Here is a 21,809-nt window from a genome sequence, read left to right as displayed (position 1 = left end):
CTCCGGACAAAGACCGGCCGGGCAATGCTCCCCACGACAGGCATCAAATGTGTGCCTTCCCTGAACTTACCCGGAGCAAAGGGTTCGGGCAGGTAATCGATAATGCCCTCTTTCATTGCCTCACGTAATACGTTAAGCCAATCGTCTCCCGGTAATTATAAATAGAGGAGGAGCAGGCCAGAGACCTGCTCCTCGATTACTATCGGTGCCTTGTTCCCTTATTTCTTCATCAAATCAGCTGCGTACTGCTTCTGTCCCCTCCGGAACGGTTTCGGGCCCACCCGAAATGGTTTCGGGCACTTTCACGCCAGATAACATCGTAACGGCACCAAAGCGTGGTGGGCAAACTTCAAGGCATGTCCCGCATTTGGTGCATTTCTCCTGGTCAATAACATGGACCAGTTTTTTGTCACCGATGATAGCCTCCACCGGGCATTTCCGGAGACAAATCATGCACCCCTGGCACTTCTCCGGGTCTATGTAGTAAGATACCAGTACCTTTTTTCGGGCAGCCAGCGCAATTGCTTTTTGTTCCAGCTTCTGCTGCTGGATATCTTCCATCATCTGACCGAATTCACAGGTATCACAAGCGTATAGACGGGAGCATAGCCGGAAAGAGACGTCACCCTTAAGAGCATAACGGCAGAGTCTCTTATTACCGGGTAATGACAGAAGCTTTTCCATGGCGGCATCAACATCTGAAGTCCCAGCCTCTGAAGTTTCGCCACGAGCCAGCTTGTCCTGCATCTCCTGGTCGAACTCACAGGTTACGCAATTAAAGTTGTTGGTGCAGATACGATGTGACACCATCCCCATGCCCACCCAGACACAATTCCTGGTTTTCACTGCTCCCTGTACTGCAGCTTCACCCTGCGGTTCAACTAACGCCTTTTTCGCCTTCTGGACCCATACCCTGTTCTCGATATCCTCCGGTGTAATTTCCAGAACAGCCTGAAATTCTCTGAGTGCCTGGGCATACCTACCGGCCTCAAAATGAGCTTTGCCCTGCTTGAAGTGAACCGGGGCTTCCCCTTGAGCAATGGTAATATCCTCCTCTACCTCAACCTCCTCAACTTCAACCATCTCTAATTCAACCGGCTCAGCTACAGTTTCTTCAACGGCTACCTTGGGTCTTATCTCAACCTGGATCGGCCCCAGAGTCTTACTGATTAGCTCCTCCAGTTCATTAAGGTCAAAAGGCTTGGGCAGGTAATCGATAGCCCCCATTTTCATTGCCTCTACGGCTGTCTCCACTGAAGGATAAGCGGTAATGATGATTCCCTTAATCTTTGGATTTCTCTCTTTTGCCTCACGTAGCACCTCAAGTCCATCCTTACCCGGCAACTTCAGGTCAAGGACGGCGATACCAAAGTCCCGTTCCCCGAGAACTCTTAGTGCTTCGTCCCCTTCCTTTGCGGTTTCCACTTGATAGCCACTATTCTTAAGCCAGTCTTCCAGAGACTCCCTCATAATAGCCTCGTCTTCGACAATCAGTATGGGTTTCATGTTCCGACCTCCTTCATTTATTACTTGACTCTTTAAGATTGCTGGCTCGACCATTTCACTACCTCTACACTAATAAGGTGCAATTATCTTGCCAAATAAAAAGGCTGCCCAGGATATCCCGGACAGCCTTACTCTTTGCTTGAAGCAGACTATCTATATGTAAAAGAATTAATCAGCCGTTGTCTAATTTCTTTACAGTCAGCCCAAATGTCTTGATTTTATTATACAGAGTCATCCTGGTAATCCCCAGGATTCTGGCAGCTTCGCTATTATTCCCGTTAGTTCTAGTAAGTACATCCAGAATATGGTTCTTCTCAACCTCGTTCAGGCTTTTTCCTGACAGCGCGGAATGAACTAACATCGGATTGTCCTGAGCCAGGTCTCCCACTTCGATATAGGAATTCTTTGTTAGTATGACTGCCCTCTCAACAGCATTCTCCAGTTCCCGAACATTGCCAGGCCACTCGTATTTCAAAAGAAAATCGGTAGCCTCAGGGGAAAACCCGATAGTTTTCTTCTGGTTCTCCACGGTAAACTGCTCCAGAAAATGCTGGGCCAGGAGAGGTATGTCCTCTTTTCTTTCCCTTAATGGAGGTAATTCAATAGTGACTACGTTTAATCGATAATAGAGGTCTTCACGGAATGCCCCACTGGTCACCGCCTTCTTAATATCCCTATTGGTTGCTGTAACAACCCTGACATCGGTCTTGACCAGCTCATTACCACCAACCCTTGTGAACTCCTTCTCCTCCAGTACCCTGAGCAGGTGGACCTGAATGTTGGTACTCATATCGCCAACCTCATCCAGAAAAAGGGTCCCTCTATTAGCCACCTCAAATTTCCCCTTCTTCTGAGCATAAGCCCCGGTAAAGGAACCCTTCTCATGCCCAAACAGCTCACTCTCCAGCAAACTCTCAGGTAAAGCGGCACAATTGACAGCGATAAAGGGCTTTTTCCGACGATAGCTCTGAGAGTGAATGGAACGGGCCACCAGCTCCTTGCCGGTACCGCTTTCACCCGTAATCAATACAGTGGCATTACTCTGGGCTACAACTTTTATTAGCTCTATCACCTGTTGCATCTTGGGGCTTTTAGCAGTGATATTCTCAAACTCGTAGCGCTGCTCCAGCTTCTTGTTCAGGGAAATATTCTCCTCGATTAGCCCTTGATGCTCCACCAGTTTCTCAACCAGCAGCGATACCCTCTCCGGGCAGAAGGGCTTCTCGACATAGTCATAGGCACCTTCCCTCATAGCATTGATGGCAGTGGGGATACTCCCGAAAGCGGTAATAATGATTACCTCTACAGTAGGGACGATTTCCTTGGCTCTCTTCATGAGCTCTATCCCGTCCATCCCCGGCATCATTAAATCAGCAATGATAATGCTCATTCTTTCCTTTTCCAGGATTTCCAGGGCCTGAGAACCACTCTCTGCAGCGAATACCCGATAATCGATATCGTTTAGCCAGTCACTAAGTGATTCGCGGACAATAGTCTCATCATCAACAACGAGGATTTTAGCCTTTTCCTGCATGGTTAGCCTCCATGTAAACAGTAAAGGTGGTTCCCTTTCCCTGCTTACTTTGTACCTCAATCCTTCCGTGATGTCGCTGGATGATTCCATGGGCCACAGCCAGTCCCAGACCTACGCCTTTCCCTTTCTCTTTGGTCGTGAAGAAGGGGGTATAGAGCTTACGCATGTTCTCCTGAGAAATACCACTACCCGTATCTTCAACTTCCATCTTGAGCTGGCCGCTATTACCTATCGAGGTGCGAATGGTTAATTCCCCTCCCTCTGGCATTGCCTGGATAGCGTTCATGATAAGGTTAGTGAAAACCTGCTGAAGCTGGTCGAAATCAGCCATAACCTCAGGTATGTCAGGGCTCAGTTCTCTTATCACCTTAATATTCTGCAAATCAGCCTGGTGACCAGCGACGCTAAAGGTCTGCTCGATAATCTGGTTAATATCTACCAGCCTGAGGGTCGGCGCCGACTGGCGCGCAAAATCCAGGAGATTACGGATTAGCTTGGAACTGCGCGTGAGTTCCGTATCCATTTTATTCAGGTAGTCCAGCGATTTTTCCTTACCGATATTCTCAGCGGATATATTCTTAGCCAGCAACTTGGTATAGATAAGGACACCAGCGAGAGGATTATTGACCTCGTGAGCAATAGAAGCTGCCATCTGACCCAGAGAGGTAAGCTTCTCCGCCTGGATAAGGTCTTCCTGAGTCCCCTCCAATTGTTGCAGCAGATAAGGCCAGCACATAGTAACCTCTGCCAGACCCTGGCAAACGGCGACAGCCAACTCCCGACAGGAGGCGTAACCACAAGAGCCGCAATCCATCTGGACACTGGGGTCTGCCCTATCCATCACCTCCAGGACATTCTGAACTTCCTCCTCGCTGGGAGTAGGTAGATAGATATTTTGCCCGCTAAATTTACGGCTGAGGTCGATATCGGCATATTGTTCGATATCTTTCTCGGTTTGAATCGGGTCTGCGTTATTTCTGGTATATCTGGCAATGAGTCCCTTCCGGCTGAAACCGCTGAGCTCATTATTAATAAATGGTCCATCAATACACCCATGGCAAAAATACAGGTTGGCAAATCTGGCAGTGATGTCACCTCGAGCAATCTCCCCAAGAATCTTGAGGACATACTCCCTGCCATGAACACTGATAACATCATTTTTCAATATGTCATCATTAAGCCCCATCACCTTAAGCAGACCCCCTGATATGGCGAACAGCCGGCCAAGGTTAGATTTGGGACCGGAGAATTCCTGTTCCTCCTCACCGCCCGGGTTAATTCCCCCGTCAGCAAACATACGCTCTAATTCCATAAAGGTCAGTACGGCATCTACCACACCGTCAATATTATCATCTGTGGTTTCCGTTTTTTTGGCGATACAAGCACCAATGTAGACCACTTTAGCCTGCGCATTATAGCGTTGTTTGATTATTCTACCCATGGCAATAGTGGGCGAAACAATGGGTGCTAAATTACCGAGTATTGAGGGGTAGTACTTCTCGATGTAGGATACCACCGCCGGGCAGTTAGACGAGATGACAGGTTTACCTTCACTTTCATTAATGATGCGGATGTATTCCCTGCTAATGAGCTCAGCGCCGAAGGCTGCCTCCATCACATCAGTAAATCCCAATTTTTTAAGAGAGGTTACAAGCTGTCCGGGTGTACAATCGAGTATTGCAGCAGGGAAGGAGGATGAAACCACAGCTATCACATCAGGATGATGGGCTAATAATTGCCGGACCTCTTCCACGTCGCTCTTCGCCTGCTTTGCATTCGTGACACAGACACGTATACAGAGACCGCAGTCAATACAACGTTCCCTTACTACCTCAGCCAGACCGTCTCTTATCTTGATTGCCTTGGCCGGACAGTTGCGTACACATACATAGCAACCCTGGCACTTTGCCCGGTCGGTATGAACTATACTCATTTAACCCCCTCGCTTTCATAGGGAAGATACTTATTCTTGCTCCGGGTGGCGGGGACTTTCAACTCTTTCCTCAGATTAGCCACTGAGCGGCGAGAAAGAACCACACCATATTTCTCCTGGAGCTTAGCCCTGATTGCCTCATCTGAAGAAAGCCCCTCCTCAGTTTCAAGGACCTTTCTGATTAATTCCTTTTTAAACTTCTTCGGCCTGGGGAAAAAATCCTTGAGGGGAATCTCTGCACCCCAGGGTGTTTCCAGGCTTCTACTGTTTATAGCGCGACTAATAGAGCTGGGAGCAATACCGATTTTTTCAGCCAGTTCCTTCTGGCTGAAGGGTAAGAGCGAGTTCGGAGCACCACAGTCCAGGTAGAGTGCCTGCTTATCAATAATGCCTTGCAGTATCTGATTTACCGTGTCCTGGCGGCTATTGATTAGTTCCAGCCTCTTGAATAGCTGCTTAGCTTCCCTGGCCTCATCCCTGGTAAGAGCCCCTTTAGTCTTCAACTCTTCAAAGCTCTCATAATCAATCAAATACCGTCCTCGGGCAGAAGATGCATTGTAGTACCCGATTATGAAGCTATCACCCTGCCTCTCTATCGAGGCAATCTTTGAATAATGAATTACCTTTGAGCTTAAAGCGGAAGGGTGGTAAAACTCGCTTAGTATAGAGAAGTCATCGATAAGGCTGTTAATCTCCTGGACTTCCGAGATATTCAGACTGCATTCCTCAGCAATCTCTTCCGGGGTCATTCCTGATTCAGGAAACAGGAAGTAGCGCTTGAATTTTTCTATTCCCAGCTTTTCTATCAGACGAACGATTTGTTCCTTGTTCTGTACCAGGGACTCAGCATCAAGAGAACCTCCATCGGCTACTAACTCATCTTTGGGCTGAAAAAAGCGGGTCGAAATATCGGTTCTGGGAATTTTCTGTTGTCGGATTATCTTATCTCTCTGACAGAGCCTTATAAAAAGAGGTGCCTTTTCTATCTCGTTGAGAATCTTATGAAAGTCTCCCTCAGACATTTGCAGCAGGTTGGCCTGCTCTATGCGGAGGATCTGTCTTAATTCCTGCCGCATTTGCTGGGATTGCACTTGTGTTATTTTCAAGCCAGGCATCGTATAATTATTTTACAATTGTTGTGAGGTGTTGTCAATATTATTATCACCCTAATAATAATCGCTAACCTCTGACGGACACCGCGAGGAGGCTTGTGGTGATTCAGAACACAGACATAATAGAGGAAGCTAAAAAGCCCCGAGGAAAAGATGGAGAACTTGCTCCAGACGTAATCAAGATAGGGCGAGTTGTCCCGGAGGCAGACCCGAGCGGGATGGTTATTACCAGGGAGGGATTGGTGGTGGTTGTGCTGCAGGTCACGAATTCTGGTATCTCTCAGGCCAGCTTTCCCGCAGTCTGTTTACCAACTGTGGTAGGTTATTGGAGCTGCTCCAGGTCAGCGTCCTTCTCTTCATAGAGCTTCAGGCAGGCATCAACCACCCTCGGGTCGAAGAGGATACCGCGCTGCTTGATAATTTCTCTCATGGCGTACTCCAGACCGAGAGCGGGACGGTAGGGCCGGTGAGATGAGATTGCCTCCACGACGTCGGCCACGCTCAATATCTTTGCCTCGATAATGATGTCGTCACCGGACAGGCCATCAGGATAGCCTGAACCGTCCAGTCTTTCGTGGTGCTGGAGAACGGCCTGTTTCACCGGCCAGGGGAATTCTATCAGTTCGAGGATGTCGTAGCTCACCTGTGAGTGGCTCTTGATGATGCTCAACTCGGTGGTGTTGATCTTGCCCGGCTTGGTGAGGATCTCGGCGGGTACTGCCAGCTTGCCGATATCGTGGAGCAGTCCGGCAATACGTATGCCTTCTATATCCCACTCGGAGAGCTCCATCACTCTCCCGATGGCGCAGGCAATAACGGCTACCCGCTTCTGGTGGCCGGCGGTATATGGGTCTCGTGTTTCCACCACCACTGACATGGCATGGATGATTCCGTCCATAGCCCCTAGCAGTTCACCGTGTTTCTGCCGGATGCTTTCATAGGCAAGGGCGCTTCTCACGTTATCCTCCGTTACCTGCGCCGGGCTCGTAAATTTCACTGCATACCCGAACACGTCTAAGCTGCAGTCCTTCGCTCATTATACGGCAGTGGTGCCAATTAAAACCCTAAAAGCAAGCGCTATGGGAAAATGTCAACCCAACATTCCCCATCTCGATTCATCAGTTGCCGCTTGCATATTGCTTCACGCCGACCCGACTTTGGCTACCACGTTTCACTTTCCCAACGTGCAATAAACCAGTCATCCCGGCAGACTCTAAACTCATACTATCTTACAATCTACACTGGCTATAAGGCGTAGAGAGGCAACAAACGAGAGCCAAATGGATATTTTCTCTGAACCAGGTCAACATTGCACCCGACAGCCAGTCGGTAATAGAATCCTGAGGACGTCTGTCAGGTGTCATTTCGGGAGGGAAGACTCGCGCCGCTCCAGAGGTTGGCAATTTTCATTATATTATGACTGCTCGTGTGCTGTTGATTATTCGTACCTGACGACCGATAACGCTCTTTGGTGACAAGGAGGTTGAAGAAATGCCTGGTATGTGGTAGTTTGGTTCTTGCCCGGAGTGGGTTTGTCATGTGGTAAGCCGGGGCAATTCTGGGCGACAATTTACAGGCGTATCAGGGTAACACGCTGGCTGCACATTGAGGGAATGAGGTATGGCAAATAAATCCAGGTTAGTGCGAGGCAAGACGCAGGCAGCGGCCGGTGAATCCACCGGCAGCAAGAGACCGAGTGGACACCCGCTGCTAACCGAGGAAAACTACCGGACTATCTTTGAGAACTCGACGGTGGCCATAATAGTAACTGATGAGAATGAGAACATAGTCTTCTGGAACAAATTTGCCGAGTCCCTGCTGGTGATGGATGCCGCTGACCTGCACATGCGGCCTGTCCGGTCTCTTTACCCGGAGAAAGAGTGGCGGAGAATAGGGTCGCAGAATGCCAGGCGAAAAGGTATGCAGCACCACATGGAGACCAGAGTTATCAGGAAGGACGGGGGAATCATCGATGTTGACCTCTCGCTGAGCGTATTCAAGGGGCCGGATGGAGAGGTGACCGGTTCGATAGGCGTAATCGCCAACGTAACAGAGAGAAAGAAAGCGGAACAAGCACTGCGGCAGGGCGAGGAATTATTAAGAGGGATGACAGAGTCGGCGGCCACAGTGATATACCTTGTGCAGGATGGACGTTTCACATACGTCAATCGTGTCATGGTAGAGATATCGGGCTATACGAACGATGAGTTGCTAGGGATGCGCTCTACCGACCTCATTCATCCCGAGGATAAAGAGGAGGCCAGAGCGAAGGCGATAGCGTCCCTGAAGGGCCATAGCAATCTTCCCTACGAGTTCAGGGTGCTTAAGAAGGACACGGAAACTCTCTGGGTCTCGGAACGAGTCACATCAATCGAATACGGCGGGAATAGGGCAGTGCTGGGCACATTGATGGACATCACTACACGAAAGATTGCCGAGGCCACGTCCCGGGAATACACCGACCAAATCGAGACACTGCTGGAGATTAGCACCAAGCTGGGGCAGAGCCTCAATCTGGCCGAACTGCTACAGGGTGTGCTGGAGAGTATAACCGAAGCCATCCAGGTAAGAGCGGCAGGGATACACCTGCTTGATGAACAGACCAATGAACTGGTGCTGGAAGCTCACCACGGGTTCTCTGCCAACTCTGTGTACAAGATGGCGAGAATGAAACTCGGCAAGGGCTTTGCAGGTCGGGCGGCACTTTCGGGGAAAGCGGTCATATTGAGCGATACCTCGGCCGGCATGAAGTCTGACCTGATAGTGCTGCAGAGTATGGGGCTTCGTTCACTCTATTCTGTACCTATAATAGCGAGAGAGAAGATACTGGGGACAATCTGCATGGGCAGCCATGATTCACGAGACTTTGTAGAGCGAGACCTGCGGCTACTTGGTTCAATTGCCAGTCAGATAGGCGTCGCCATTGAGAACGCACAGATGTATGAGAGGGCTGTGGAAGTTGCCTTCACCGACAGTCTCACCGGTCTTTATAACCGCAGGTACCTGATGGAGCAAATACGGCGGGAACTGGCCCGTGCGAAGAGGAATAAGACCGCTGTATCGCTGATAATGATTGACGTGGATGACCTGAAGACTGTCAACGACCGTTTTGGCCATGACCAGGGTGACGTCCTGCTGAAGGAACTGGCCAGGATTATCAAAACCAGGGCCAGAGCTGCGGATGTAGCCGCCCGCCTGGGGGGCGATGAGTTTGTGGTGCTAACGCCCGACACAGACCTGGTTGGCGCTAGCGAAGTCGGGCAAAGGCTATGGTCAGAAGCGCACCTTTCCCGGATACGGATGGACGACCGGGAGGTGGGATTCAGTGTTTGTATCGGGATAGCTTCATATCCGTCCCATGCTGCCAGTGCCGAAGGTCTGCTCAAGAAGGCAGACGAAGCCATGTACGAAGCCAAGAGAGCCGGCAAGAATCGGGTGTGCCTGGCAACCTCACCGGTAACTACCGTAGTGCCACCCCAATCCTCATAGTGACGTCGTCCCAGTCGCAACAAGCACTGCTCTGTCCCCTCTCGCCTTGTGTGACGGGCGTACCAGGCAGAGTCCCCTTATCGCAAAAGCCGGTTGATTATCTCACACTACCGTATAAACCGCCATCGGCCCAGGTCCTGACGCAACTGGTGTAAGCCCTCACGTACCTGGGCGACAGGGTCTTTCACTTTCCATTCCGCAGGCTCGGTAAGGACGGAAAGGAAACCGCCGAAGCGGAACCAGAAGAGGATAAACCGGTACATGGGCAGCACGGCGCAGAGCCACCAGTTGTGCCGCAACCGCTTTCTGACGACATTATCGGCAAGCATAAGGGCAGTAATGTAGTAAGCTACCTCCACACCTATGTAACAGACGTACATTACTACATTGGCGGTGAATACCATGCCCATCGAGTACCCGAGGAAATACAACATAGGCAGGAGGAATGTCCATACCGCGCGGGCAAAAGCGAGCGTATGGTCTACGACCATCGATTTTGATGACGCCAGCCCATGGAGATGAAAGGGAGTGTGCACAAATTCAGGGAAAAGCGAGACTACTTCGAGTTGCCCCCGCTGCCAGCGGACTCTCTGCGAATAGAATGCGGATAGCGAGGGTGTAGGTTCCGAATAGACCACTGCTTCTCCCACACACTTCTTTTTCATTTTACTGAAGATTTTATGCAGGTCAAAGGTCATCTTGGTATCCTCGGATACCGTCTGTTTATCATAAAGGAATGTTCGCAGCAATATATCGCGGCGAAACATGGAATACGCCCCCGCCAGCGTGAACAGACTGTTCACATTGCTCTGGTATTGGCGCCCAACGTGAAAGCTGGTGAAATACTCCATGAATTCGCATTCGGCGAGCAGGTGCCGGAAGGGGTCAGAGCCATTACCGTTATGTGGTAGTATTTCCACGCTGCCGGTAGCAGCAGCAAGCTCAGGGTCGGCGGTGAAAGCCTTTACCATATTCAGCACCGCGTCCGTGTGCATCCTGATATCGCAGTCAATATTGGCGATATACTCCCCGCGAGTCATATGTATGCCGGCATTTAGTGCATATGCCTTACCGCGCCTGGGTATGGAGACCCACTGCAGGCTGCCTTTGAAAGGCTTGTCTTGCTCCACCTTAAAAACATCGAAGCTGCCGTCATCGCTCATATTATCCACCACGAAAATCTCCAGCTTTTCATGGGGATAGGACTGCAGCCTGATTGATTCAATACACTTCTGCAGATAGGGTGCGCCATTATGTACCGGTATTAGTATACTCACCAGCGGGAAGTAAGTCTGCTCGACAGCCAGGCGCTGCCGCAGTTTGTGACGCTCTGACCGCCAGACGCTGATAAAATAGGCCAGCGCTGTGGTGCCGTCAATCGCAAGCGGCACAAGTAACCATATCGCCCAGAACAGCAAAAAGGAAAGCAGGGTATCGGTCATACTGCCATCTCCTTGCGGAGTTTGTTGCGTATTGTACTCAGAGTTGGACGCGTGATGACAAACCAGTAAATACCGACCACAATAATGAAGAATATTGCCCTTCCGGCAATGGTATGGGAAATGAAAATGGTATCCTTCCCGCCGTGATGGAGTATTTCCACGATGAAGAAAAGGCGTATGATGTTGGCGAAGTAAATGGCAATAACGCCGATAGCTGTCAGGATTAACCGTTTACCCCATGACCATCCGGGGTAGAAGAGCACCATACCCAGCATGGCGGAGGTCTCCAGCAACCCGGAGCACTCAATGCCTATCTGTATTACCGTCCAGCCAATGTCCTGCGCAATAACCATCACCAGCAATGCCCCCGGTGCCGACTCGAATATCTTTGTCGGGATGCCCGCCAGCTTGCATATCTGGTGCACTGTCTGCGCCACGACCTGCTCCATGGCCGCTTCCAGGAAGAAAGCCCTGCCCACGAAAATGATGATGAAAGCAAGGCCGATAGCCCCGACGAGGTAGTATAGCAGCCAGATACGGTTCCGGTAGAAGAAGTATACTACCAGCAACCAGACTGCCGCCAGAGAGACTATTACAGAGAGCTCCACCTGCGCCTCCCGGTGAAATACCAGATAGCCGTTCCTCCCAGCATCATCACCGCCACCAGTAGCGGGTATCCCAGTACGGGAACAGGTGCCCACTGGACATCTCCGCTATCCGGTACGCGGTCACTGATGTGGCAGCTATTCTTGCTCTCCCCCCGAAGACCTGGGTCGTCCTCATCCTCATCATCCTCATCTCCCTCATCTCCCTCATCTCCGTCATTCCTGTATACATCCCCGCCGTAGCACTTGCCGATATAGCTGATACCGTACATCCTTATCGTCTGCCCGATGCTGATGCCGAGGTCTTCAAAGCTTGCGCCAAACTCCACTTTGCTGGCACCTTCATTCTTGGATTCACCCCAGTCATTGTTATTGGTCTCGCTTATCTTCCTACCGTTGTCCGCATATAGCACGGTTACGGTCACCTTGCTATCGTCATTCATCGGTTTGTAATCCACTTCTACCAACCGGTCAACATGATCAGCAAAATCACCATCGTTGTTGGCATCAAATTGCACCTGATAGTTCACATTTTTTGTTGAATTTACCCGGGCTATCATCCAGTAACACATCTCGTCATCAGGGTTGTTCGCCCAGTAGAAAGCGGTGATATCCTTGTCACCATCAGTGGCATCACCTGTTGGGTCGGTGATGTACATCTGCCCGGTCCAGTCAGAGAAATCGCTATCAAGCGTAATCACCGGCGCAGCTGCATAGGCAGCACCCGGGGTGATGCCAAACATCGTCGTGATAAGAGCCACGGTAAGGATGGTGGCCAGTAGTATCCGGCAAACGCCCGGTATTCCCTTTCTCATTAGCTTCGCCTCCCCAGGAAACGCTGCAGGCGTCTCCTACCAGCCAGGAGGGGTACCAAACCAAGTATACCCACACCGGTGATTACTTTACCAATGGTCTCCGCTGGTACGCCCATAACGGTGATATAGATGCTGTGCTGGCCTTCCGGCGCCGTGAAAGACACCATGTGGTCAATAGATACCGTAGGCACTGCCACACCGTCTATCTCTACTACGGTGCCGTCATGGTGAGCTACCGGGACGACAATATCGGTCTCCTTCGCCAGCTCGATACTGAAACGGTAGCCATCCTCAGCCGCACGGTAATCTTCCAGGATAATTGACCGGCGTTCCACGACGGATTCGGTAGCCATACCGAGCTCATCTTCCAAAAGGCGGATGGCCACAGGGTCGTCCGTTAGAATCGCATGATAGATAAGATTCAGCCCCAGAAAAGTCACGCGGCCACCATTTATCGTCTTGTAACCCAGGGCAATACCATCGACACCGGCATACGGGAAGGTTACCATCACCTCATCAAGACCCTGCGGCGTGAAGGAGTGCCAGGGTAGACAATCGGCGCGGAAAGGCAGCAGCGGTTCTTCCCTGCCGTCTGTATGCAGTATAGCCTGATAGAGTATACTAACCGGCTCCCCGTAGACACCGAGGAAACGCGGTTCCTTTGCCAGGATATCCAGAGGCGAACCGGTCAGGTCAATTACGAGCTTGCCACCCTGCCCGGCATAGGCGGTCACTAATGCTTCTGCCCTGGACTTATTGTGCCAGTTAAATCGAGAAAGGACAACGCAGTCATATTGCTTCAGGAAATCAAGCTCGTAATCATCTACATAGGCCGATTTACCCGCTTCCGTCTGCGGGAATAGTAGTGCCAGGTTGTAAGTCCCATCTCCAATCCCCAGAATACCATGTCCCAGTTCGGAAGCCCGCGGCACACCATCCTTGTGGTATAGACTCACCCTGGAGCCATCATACACCAGCTGATAGCCATGGTTGGGCAAGCTGGTCTGGACAGTCTCCGATATGCTGATTCCCTTCAGCAGAATGACGTCATCCACACCCAGACGGTCCAGACGATCAACTGCGTAGGCGTCATAGCCTTCCTCAAAGGCGGAATTAATGCTGGCGATAATCGGCACGGTGGCACAGCCCTGGTAGGCCCAGCCGAATACCTGCTCCCGGCCCCCGACCGCCGTCACCAGGTAGGAAGGGGCCGAACCGAACCGACTCAGGTCAAGGGTAGCCTCGCGCCACCCCTCCAGTTCGCTGAGTTGCCCGGAGACCTCCAGCAGGTCGTCGGGAACGGTACGTCCCACCGCCAGAATCGTGGAAGGAGCAAAATCTAAAATCAGTATCACTGCCAGGGCGGCAAAGGCAACATGCCGCAGGTACCAGACCCGGGGCCGCATCGTTTCCAGGAGCCAGGCACCGAAGAATGCCAGCCCCAGTACCAGAGCGAACCCACCAAAACTTATAAAGCGGATGGGCCAGAGGAGATGTGACATCGGCATGAATTGATAGATACCGGATACCAGTGTGGAACCCAGCAGTGTGGCAAAGATACCAACCAGCATCCAGCTTTTTACCATCGGCGTAATGCGGCGCCAGAAGTAGAGAAACACGCCAATACCGATAATAAGCGACACGCCAAGATAGAAGGCTTCCTTATTGGCAAGGCGGGTCAGGGGATTGAGAGACATGATAAGCGGAATCCGGGCCACGGATTCACTGGCGGCAGCCTGGTCAATCTCGGCAATGCCGCCCACCAGACTGGGAATAAGCCACCAGCTGGCCAGAAGCACCCCGCAGGCTATGCCACCCAGGGATTTACCTGCTACTGCCGGGGTGGTGCGCGCCATGAACCAGTAGATAATGACGAAGAGACCCATGCAGACCGCGAAGATAGCCGCCATCATGGCGTGGGACAGCGTTATCAGTGCTACCAGTAGTGTCAAACAGAGCAAATGGTAAACACGTTTTTCGTTCTGCAATACGCTGAGCAGGAAATAGACCGTCAGCGGCAGTAGTGCCGTGGCCACTACCCGGGGGATATTACCCTCGGCAAAGGCGACTCGCAGATTATCGGGCAGGAGCAGAAACAGTACTCCACCGAGGAAAGCAGGCAGCCACCCCATCCACTTACGGTAGAGCAGGAAGGAAGCAGCACCGAAAAGACCGCAGAGAAAAAGAAACCAGTTCCCGGCAATAAAGATGTCCCCCGTAATCCTGAAGACACCGACGAGTGCATAATATGGCAGCGGGGCATAGTATCTTAATAGCTGAACACCGTTATACCAGCCAGGGAAAAGTTCAGGATAAGCGTTTCCCATTTCAATTTGCTGGCTGAGGAAGTCGGCCTTCATCAGGTGACCCCACCCGTCTGAAGACCAGGGATATTTCTCTAAAGCATCGGCAGGGAAAAGCAGGTTATGGTAGACACTTAACGCCACCCCCACCATTAACAGAAGAGCAAGAAAAAAGCGAACGCCTGGCCTATTCAGTATGGCTTGCAGCCGATTCCACAGGCGTGACATCCCTGCTCCCCGAATACACCACATAATTAGTAGGGCTCTCCCATACACACACCGAGGTCAGCCTGACCGTGAGCGGCCTGACTGCTTCTTTGATGCCGTCATACAGGACCATGGCGACATTCTCCGTAGTGGGCTGTATCTCTCGAAACTGTTCCATTTCATTCAGGATATCCCCATCGAACCGGCTGACCTGCTGCTGGACCACTTCCTTGGCTTCGGCGAAACCAATCGTGATACCCTCACTGGTAACATCACGACTGACCAGTCTCGCCTGTACCCGCCAGCTATGAGAATGCACCGGACCACGATTCCCACTCGTCATCACGTAGTGCCGTGCGTTGAAAAACACGTCTACACCGAGTTCGTACGGAAGCTCCTCCGAAGGTGCCCGTACACCCGGTACAGCACCGGTTCCCCTGTCACCGGTAGTGACCGCCGATGGCACCAGACCCTCTTTGAGCACCACCTGCACCTGGTCGTCACGCATGCTGATGCTGTCCGCCTGGGGGTATCTCATTATCAACAGTGCTTTGGACAACTGAGCGGCATCCGGGCCGTAAATTCGAAAGGTTGCTGTGACCTCTGCAAAGGTGTCCAGAACGCAGTGCCTGATATTCGGCAGTTCTTCAAGTAGCCGGCTATATAGCTCCACAAGCGCCAGGCTGTGAAACGGCGATACGACCAGTGTGCTGGTAGATTCATCAGGCATCGGCTCTACTGCCACTGGGCCTGCTTTGCCCTGCTCATCGATATCGGTAACCACCTTCCGCAGCATGACCATGGACTGTGTCAGGATAGAGCTCAGGGCCTCAGTATCTTTTACCTGTGCCCACTGTTGCTGCCAACCCTCAAGCGCTTTCAGTATCACCCGTAACCTGCCTTCCGAGAACATCATGGCTGTTTCTACCTGCGAGCGGCCATCTAGCAGTTCGACAAGCCTGTCTGCCTGCTGTTTGAGGATATCAGTGCTATCCCCCATTTGCTTCCGCGCCCTGTCCGTTTGGTCAAGCAACCAGCAAATGGTAAAAAGTATTACCATCAGCCCGGCGAAAAGGGGCAGGTAGTCACCCGGATTATCACTGCCAAGTATGCGCCAAACGATGAAGATTCCGAGCACGGATGAAGTGAACAGGCCCCACCAGAAGCCGTATTGCGCCGTGACGAGCAGGGCAGTAACGAAGAACAGGAGTATCTGGGCGAAGGTGCGAGCAGAGTTGACTTCAGCATTGGCGAGGTCGATTGTCATGACAACGATAAAGGCTATCATCACGCACGCCAGCAGCCACAGGCGCCAGTTTGCAGTCAGTCCTCTATGCTTAAAGACCGACGTCATACCATGCCTGATAACGGACTTCACGCTATCCACCAGGTGGCCAACATTTCCATCCATACATGCACTTCTAACGAACGCGTGGTGTATCCTCGAACATAATAAGTATACTCTCCCACCTTTATTAGAACATACCAGGGTGAAAATTAACCATAAAGAATATAAACATTGCGTAAAGATATCGTAAAGCTTTCATAAAAATCCCCGTTCGGTATCCCGGGGTTCCGGGTAGTCTTCTTGTGGGAGCCACATCCCTGAGATGGTCCGGATGGTAACGGCGGGATATCGAGGTCATGTACTCCTGATTCTGGCTTTGAATCCACTATAGAGCAGTGTGAAGATACCCAGTATGACACCGAACCACAGCGTGCTGAAGCGGATAATGATGGTAGCCCCGGCGGCAATATCCCTGGTGATATCGTTTAGAACGAGTAAGCCGGTAATACTCCCTTCCGCTACCAGCATCCCCCCCGGTATCAGGGATACGGCTCCTGCCAGCGAAGAAAAGGAGAAGACGAAGGTGCTCATCAGCACCGAGGCGCTGATGCCAAAACCCTCCAGCACGAAGTAGAGTGCCAGGCATTCAAACCCCCACGAGACAACGCTGATTACCAGTGCTGTCAGCAGAGGTTGCCACCGAAAAAGACTGTAAGCGCTCTCATAGCCGGTCTTCAGGCTGCCAGACAGCTTTCGCAGCAGCGGCAACCCCTGCGAGAGGGAAATCAGTCTCAAGCAGATACGCCGCGATTGCAGGGTTACTATCAGCATCAGCAGCACCGCCAGCACTGCCAGCAGGACCTCTATGCCGTACTGGAAGAAAGAAAAGGAGATTGATGCCAGGATCAGCAGACCGAGTACATCAGTAATCCTCTCCGCCAGGACTACGGGAAACGTGCGGCTTATCTCCGTGCCTGTACGGCGTTTCAGCAGATAGGACTTGAATACTTCCCCCATTTTTGCCGGCGTCACCGACATTGACAGCCCGCTCAAAAAAATCACCAGGCTTTCCCTGGCACCGATAGATACGTCGATTACATGCAGGTAATAGTGCCATTTCACGAACCTGAGCAGGTAATTCAGCAGGGTCAGGGCCAGCACGACGGGAACCAGGTGCCAGCGAAAACCGGCCAGCGTATTGACCACGGCGGAAAAGTCTGCATAGAAAGACAGGGCAACGTAGACGATGATACCGCCCAGAACTGTGATGACAATCCTGCGCCAGAACTTGCCGGGAGGATTCTCCTCAGCTATGTCGGATTTCAATTCGGTCATACTTTTTGGCTTTGCCCGGTGCATATTACCGGTATGATACTAGACCAGAATTCCCCGCAGGCTCATTACCAACATCAGCAGACCCCAGATTGCCAGATTAACCATCAGGGCTTTATCCCGGAAGAGGACAACCGGGTCACCACCCTGTTTTTTATAATGGACCAGGTACATGTAGCGGAGAAGACCGTAGATGGCAAAGGGTGCGGTCAGCATCGTAGCGTAGTGCTGAGCCAGGGTAGTATACATCAGGTAAGCCACGATGGTAGCGGCGACAGTAATCGTCGTGAAGTGCTCCAGTAGTGTGGTAGAGTACTGGGACAATGTCGGGCGGTGGTCTTCAGCATCGTCGGCCAGCAGTACCAGTTCATCCCAGCGTTTCTCCAACGCCAGAAACATCGCCAGCAAGAAGGTGCAAATAATCAGCCAGGGAGAAATAGTCACATCTATCGCCAGACACCCGGCCACTGCGCGAATAACAAACCCCATGGCAATCGTTATCACGTCGGCAATAATTATGTGCTTGAGGACAAGGGTATAGAGAAGAAGCAGCGCCAGATAACCCGCGGCAATGCAAAAGAAGTTGAAGTTCACCATGAAATAAGAGCCGACCAGCGCTATGGTTCCGAGTGCCGATGCAATGAGAATTCCCGTCCGCACACCCACTCTTCCGGCAGCAATCGGACGGTTCTTTTTCACGGGGTGCTTACTGTCTTTCTCCCTGTCAAATATATCATTGATAATATACTCACAACTGGTGAGCAGACAGAAAAATGCCGCTGACAGCAGCAGTGTGGTCCACATTGAGGCGTTCTGAAGATGACCGGCAAAAACAAGACAGACAAAAAGAAGGCTGTTTTTGTACCACTGCTTGGGGCGCAGCGAAATCAACACATCTCTAGCAAAAACCATCTTGTCACCTTAATACCTGATATTGCTACCATTATACATGAATCTGGCAGGCTGTCCATGAAGCTAATGGAGGAGAAGGTGTGTGAGTCAGGCCGCCAGGCGAGCACAGTATAAGCAGGGTTACAAACAAGCCTTGAAGTTGACAGTATATCTCACCTTCCTTAGAATGACATTGGTGAAGCTACTCGATAATACCAGCAGAATACTGTCCGGAGTGCATGTTTTCACCAGTATTAAAGAGGCCTTAGTAGACTGAAAACAGGTAAAAAATTACGTTATCTTGTTACCGGTGCCTCTGGTTTTCTGGGCTATCACACCTGCAGGTGTCTTGTAGAGAAAGGCTGCGCGGTTACCGGTGTCGATATTGCCGACTTTGATTACCCCGATTTGCAGGAAGAGATTACCTTTCTCAAAGGAGACATACGGGACCGGGAACTGATGGCGAAAGCCATGGCAGGCGTGGATACCGTCATCCACAGCGCCGCCGCCCTCCCCCTCTGGTCGAGAGAAGAGATTTATTCCATCAATGTTGACGGTACAGACATGATTCTGCAAACCGCACTCGACCTTGCCGTGCCGCGGGTTGTTTTCATCTCATCAACCGCCGTTTATGGGATTCCCGAAGAACATCCGGTAACGGAGGAGTATCCGGTACAGGGAGTGGGGCCCTACGGAGAAAGCAAAATCGCCGCCGAGGCTACCTGCTTCAGCTTTAGAGAGAAAGGACTATGTGTCCCTGTCTTGAGACCCAAGACTTTCGCCGGGCCGCAGCGCCTGGGTGTTTTCCAGATTTTATGTGATTGGGTCAGGGATGGCAGGAACATCCCCATCATCGGCTCCGGACGTAACCGATATCAGCTACTGCACATCGATGACCTTGTGGAGGCAATTTACCTTGTCAGCACAGCACCGGTTAGCAAGGCCAATGATACATACAATGTCGGTGCCACGCAGTTCCAGACAATGCGGGAAGACTTGCAGGCATTACTGGACTTTGCAGGCTTTGGCAAGCGCGTTAAGCCTATTCCCTCGTGGCTGGTGATACCGGTCCTGAAAGTGCTGGAGCGCTTCCATCTCTCGCCGCTCTACGAATGGGTCTATGAAACCGCTGGTAAAGACCATTATGTGTCAGTGGATAAACTGCAAAGCCAGCTGGGCTGGTCCGCTCGTAAAACTACCGCCGATGTATGGATTGACACCTACCGCTGGTACCTGGATGAATATAAGACGCGCCGGATTGAAACCGGTGTAAGTCACCGCGTTGCCTGGGACCAGGGCATATTGAAACTGGTGAAACATTTATTTTAAGGTCTCACTATACGAGAGCTTAGTTTCCTGCGGTATTTCCCGATTTTCGTTCTAACATGGCTCATCAAAGGTGAGCGCTTACCGAACAACTCGACCTCACCATGCATGATGGCTTCTCTAATGTCGTCAGAGTGAGTGATTATCCCGCCGAGCCCTATTTCACTTGCGTAATGAGCGTCACTGCCACCCACGCGTGCTAAATGATGCCTGGTAGCGAACTCAAGAGCTTCCCGGTTGAACCGCGGGAACACACACCTGGAGTTCATACACTCTATGGCATCTACCAGGTCAACGTAAGCGGGTGTAATACGAAAAGCTGAATGCCTGAGCTTATCAAAGGGATGAGGTACACAGACCAGTCCCCCCTGCTTCCTGATTTCAGCTATTACTTCGGAGACAGTGCCCGTCTTTATTTCATCAGTAAGGAACAGCCCTGTTATTTCACCCTGGCCGGTCATTATTTCCGAGCCAACGATAACCTTGAAATCCTCTGTCTCATATTTCTTAGCTTCCACTCCACCCCTGATGGTATTGTGGTCAGTGACGGCAATACCGCCCAGCCCTTTCTTCCGGGCAATCTTCACTATCTCCACAGGTTCAAGGCAACCATCGGAAGAATACCTGGAATGGATGTGCAGGTCTATCTTTATCGCTTTCCTCACTGACATGTCCACGCTAGGATTCTCCATCAGGAATCGCTCTCTGCTGATTATAGTACTCTCGTCACTGCTCATCAATGCCCGAGCCTCGTCAGAATCCGCGTGCCCGGCTGGATTCCACGCTTCCGGCTGGCGCCGCAGGCCGCCGGGAGAGCCAAAATCACCACAACCATGACCCCCTGGTACCATTATCCTGATACCTACGACTCACCGGAACCCATGCAATTCGAGCCATCTGGCCTGTGTTGTCTTTGCCTTAATGGCCCCATCTTCTGGTTCAGTGGGTTCTTACTTAGGACCTTCCAACGTGTGAGAATAGTCTTGTCTCACATGGCGGGACATAGCCTTATGCTGACGACAACGCAGAAACATACCGGGGGTCATAGATGATAATTGCGCAGACTCCACTCCGACTGAGCTTTCTTGGCGGCGGGACCGATTTCGAGGACTTCTACAGTGTGAACGGCGGCGGTGCCGTTCTCAGTTCGGCAATAGACAAGTTCACCTTCGTCATCGTCAAAGAGCGGTTTGACGATATGATATACCTCAACTACTCCAAAAAAGAAATCGTCAGCCGCGTGGATGACATCGAGCACGAGCTAATCCGGGAAGCAATGAGGATGACCGGCGTGGAGAGCGGCGTCGAGATAACCACTATGGCCGACATCCCCTCGGAAGGCACCGGACTAGGCTCGTCCAGCAGCATTACCGTGGGACTGCTACAGGCGCTTCACACCTACCGGGGCAACTCCGTAACCGCCGAGGACCTGGCCAGGCAGGCCTGTCAAATTGAAATCGACATCCTGGGCAAGCCCATCGGCAAGCAAGACCAGTACATCTCTGCATACGGCAACATGCGGTTTATCTCCTTCCTTAAGGATATTGTCAAGACAGACAGGGTCGGCATCAGCCGGGAGTACAAGCGGAAGCTGAATGAAAACCTCCTCCTCTTCTACACCGGCCGCACCCGGCAGTCGAGTGAAATCCTCACCGAACAGAAGGCGAACATCAGCGAGAGAATGGACTTACTCAAGGAGTTGACCAGGCTCGCATTCCAGGCAAAGCAGACCCTTATGAGCGGAGCCTTCAATGAGTTCGGCGAGCTACTGCACGAAGGCTGGACCCTCAAGAAGCAACTATCCAGCAAGATTACGAACAGCGATATCGATGACGTCTACCGGATGGCAAGAAAGGCCGGGGCTATTGGCGGCAAGGTTGCCGGTGCCGGCGGTGGGGGCTTCCTCCTTCTCTACTGCCCCGTAGCAAAGCGAGATGACGTGCGCGCCAGTCTGGGACAACTACGCGAGTTCCCCTTCCATTTTCACAACGACGGCAGCAAGGTTATTTTCAACTACAGGAACTAG

Annotated in this window: 15 protein-coding genes and 2 pseudogenes; 3 read left to right on the top strand and 14 right to left on the bottom strand. The window is 51.5% G+C overall.

Annotated features, from left to right (window positions below):
- Positions 1–234: 234 nt before the first annotated feature.
- The 6 genes and pseudogenes from VMW13_07905 to VMW13_07880 all read right to left on the bottom strand — a co-directional run bounded on the left by VMW13_07905 (position 235) and on the right by VMW13_07880 (position 7,043).
- Positions 235–495 (bottom strand): annotated as a pseudogene (locus tag VMW13_07905) (4Fe-4S binding protein).
- Positions 496–936: 441 nt separating this feature from the next.
- Positions 937–1,506 (bottom strand): annotated as a pseudogene (locus VMW13_07900) (response regulator).
- 172 nt (positions 1,507–1,678) lie between these two features.
- A complete protein-coding gene (locus VMW13_07895; protein HUV44736.1) occupies positions 1,679–3,040 on the bottom strand; it encodes a sigma-54 dependent transcriptional regulator in 1,362 nt (453 codons plus the stop codon).
- Positions 3,024–4,973, bottom strand: a complete 1,950-nt coding sequence (locus VMW13_07890) for a [Fe-Fe] hydrogenase large subunit C-terminal domain-containing protein (protein HUV44735.1) — start codon at positions 4,971–4,973, stop codon at positions 3,024–3,026. Before VMW13_07890 ends, VMW13_07895 begins: the two co-directional genes overlap by 17 nt.
- On the bottom strand, positions 4,970–5,995 hold the full coding sequence (locus VMW13_07885; GenBank protein HUV44734.1) for a hypothetical protein: 1,026 nt from the start codon (positions 5,993–5,995) through the stop codon (positions 4,970–4,972). Before VMW13_07885 ends, VMW13_07890 begins: the two co-directional genes overlap by 4 nt.
- Before the next feature lie 412 nt (positions 5,996–6,407).
- Positions 6,408–7,043 (bottom strand): HD-GYP domain-containing protein, encoded by a 636-nt coding sequence (locus VMW13_07880; GenBank protein ID HUV44733.1) that lies wholly within the window; start codon positions 7,041–7,043, stop codon positions 6,408–6,410.
- 662 nt (positions 7,044–7,705) lie between these two features.
- Here VMW13_07880 and VMW13_07875 point away from each other — a divergent pair.
- Positions 7,706–9,574, top strand: a complete 1,869-nt coding sequence (locus VMW13_07875; GenBank protein HUV44732.1) for a diguanylate cyclase — start codon at positions 7,706–7,708, stop codon at positions 9,572–9,574.
- Between the two features lie 107 nt (positions 9,575–9,681).
- On the opposite strand, the gene VMW13_07870 is transcribed toward VMW13_07875, so the two are convergent.
- The 7 genes from VMW13_07870 to VMW13_07840 form a co-directional block, all read right to left on the bottom strand.
- Entirely contained in the window at positions 9,682–11,016 is a 1,335-nt protein-coding gene (locus tag VMW13_07870) for a TIGR03111 family XrtG-associated glycosyltransferase (protein HUV44731.1), read from the bottom strand.
- A complete protein-coding gene (gene xrtG / locus VMW13_07865; GenBank protein HUV44730.1) occupies positions 11,013–11,624 on the bottom strand; it encodes an exosortase family protein XrtG in 612 nt (203 codons plus the stop codon). Before xrtG ends, VMW13_07870 begins: the two co-directional genes overlap by 4 nt.
- Positions 11,609–12,436 (bottom strand): hypothetical protein, encoded by an 828-nt coding sequence (locus VMW13_07860; protein ID HUV44729.1) that lies wholly within the window; start codon positions 12,434–12,436, stop codon positions 11,609–11,611. Before VMW13_07860 ends, xrtG begins: the two co-directional genes overlap by 16 nt.
- Positions 12,436–14,796: a 6-pyruvoyl-tetrahydropterin synthase-related protein gene (locus VMW13_07855; protein HUV44728.1), complete on the bottom strand. Its 2,361-nt coding sequence runs from the start codon at positions 14,794–14,796 to the stop codon at positions 12,436–12,438. The genes VMW13_07860 and VMW13_07855 overlap by 1 nt, the downstream gene beginning before the upstream one ends.
- 130 nt (positions 14,797–14,926) lie before the next feature.
- The gene (locus VMW13_07850) at positions 14,927–16,357 is read right to left on the bottom strand and encodes a 6-carboxytetrahydropterin synthase (GenBank protein ID HUV44727.1); all 1,431 of its coding nucleotides are present in this window, start codon (positions 16,355–16,357) and stop codon (positions 14,927–14,929) included.
- Positions 16,358–16,588: 231 nt separating this feature from the next.
- Positions 16,589–17,569 (bottom strand): lysylphosphatidylglycerol synthase transmembrane domain-containing protein, encoded by a 981-nt coding sequence (locus tag VMW13_07845; protein ID HUV44726.1) that lies wholly within the window; start codon positions 17,567–17,569, stop codon positions 16,589–16,591.
- A 39-nt stretch (positions 17,570–17,608) separates the two neighbouring features.
- Positions 17,609–18,478 carry a decaprenyl-phosphate phosphoribosyltransferase gene (locus tag VMW13_07840; protein ID HUV44725.1) on the bottom strand — a complete coding sequence of 290 codons (870 nt, stop codon included), beginning with the start codon at positions 18,476–18,478 and terminating at the stop codon, positions 17,609–17,611.
- Positions 18,479–18,730: 252 nt separating this feature from the next.
- Between VMW13_07840 and VMW13_07835 the strand changes: the two genes are divergently transcribed.
- Positions 18,731–19,786: an NAD-dependent epimerase/dehydratase family protein gene (locus VMW13_07835; protein HUV44724.1), complete on the top strand. Its 1,056-nt coding sequence runs from the start codon at positions 18,731–18,733 to the stop codon at positions 19,784–19,786.
- Here VMW13_07835 and VMW13_07830 read toward each other — a convergent pair.
- Entirely contained in the window at positions 19,783–20,634 is an 852-nt protein-coding gene (locus VMW13_07830) for a PHP domain-containing protein (protein HUV44723.1), read from the bottom strand. The genes VMW13_07835 and VMW13_07830 overlap by 4 nt on opposite strands.
- A gap of 197 nt (positions 20,635–20,831) precedes the next feature.
- Here VMW13_07830 and VMW13_07825 point away from each other — a divergent pair, with 197 nt between their 5' ends.
- Positions 20,832–21,809: a GHMP kinase gene (locus VMW13_07825; protein HUV44722.1), complete on the top strand. Its 978-nt coding sequence runs from the start codon at positions 20,832–20,834 to the stop codon at positions 21,807–21,809.

The organism is Dehalococcoidales bacterium (assembly GCA_035529395.1).
Classification (GTDB): domain Bacteria; phylum Chloroflexota; class Dehalococcoidia; order Dehalococcoidales; family Fen-1064; genus DUES01.
This window is presented reverse-complemented; position numbering and strand designations above follow the sequence as displayed.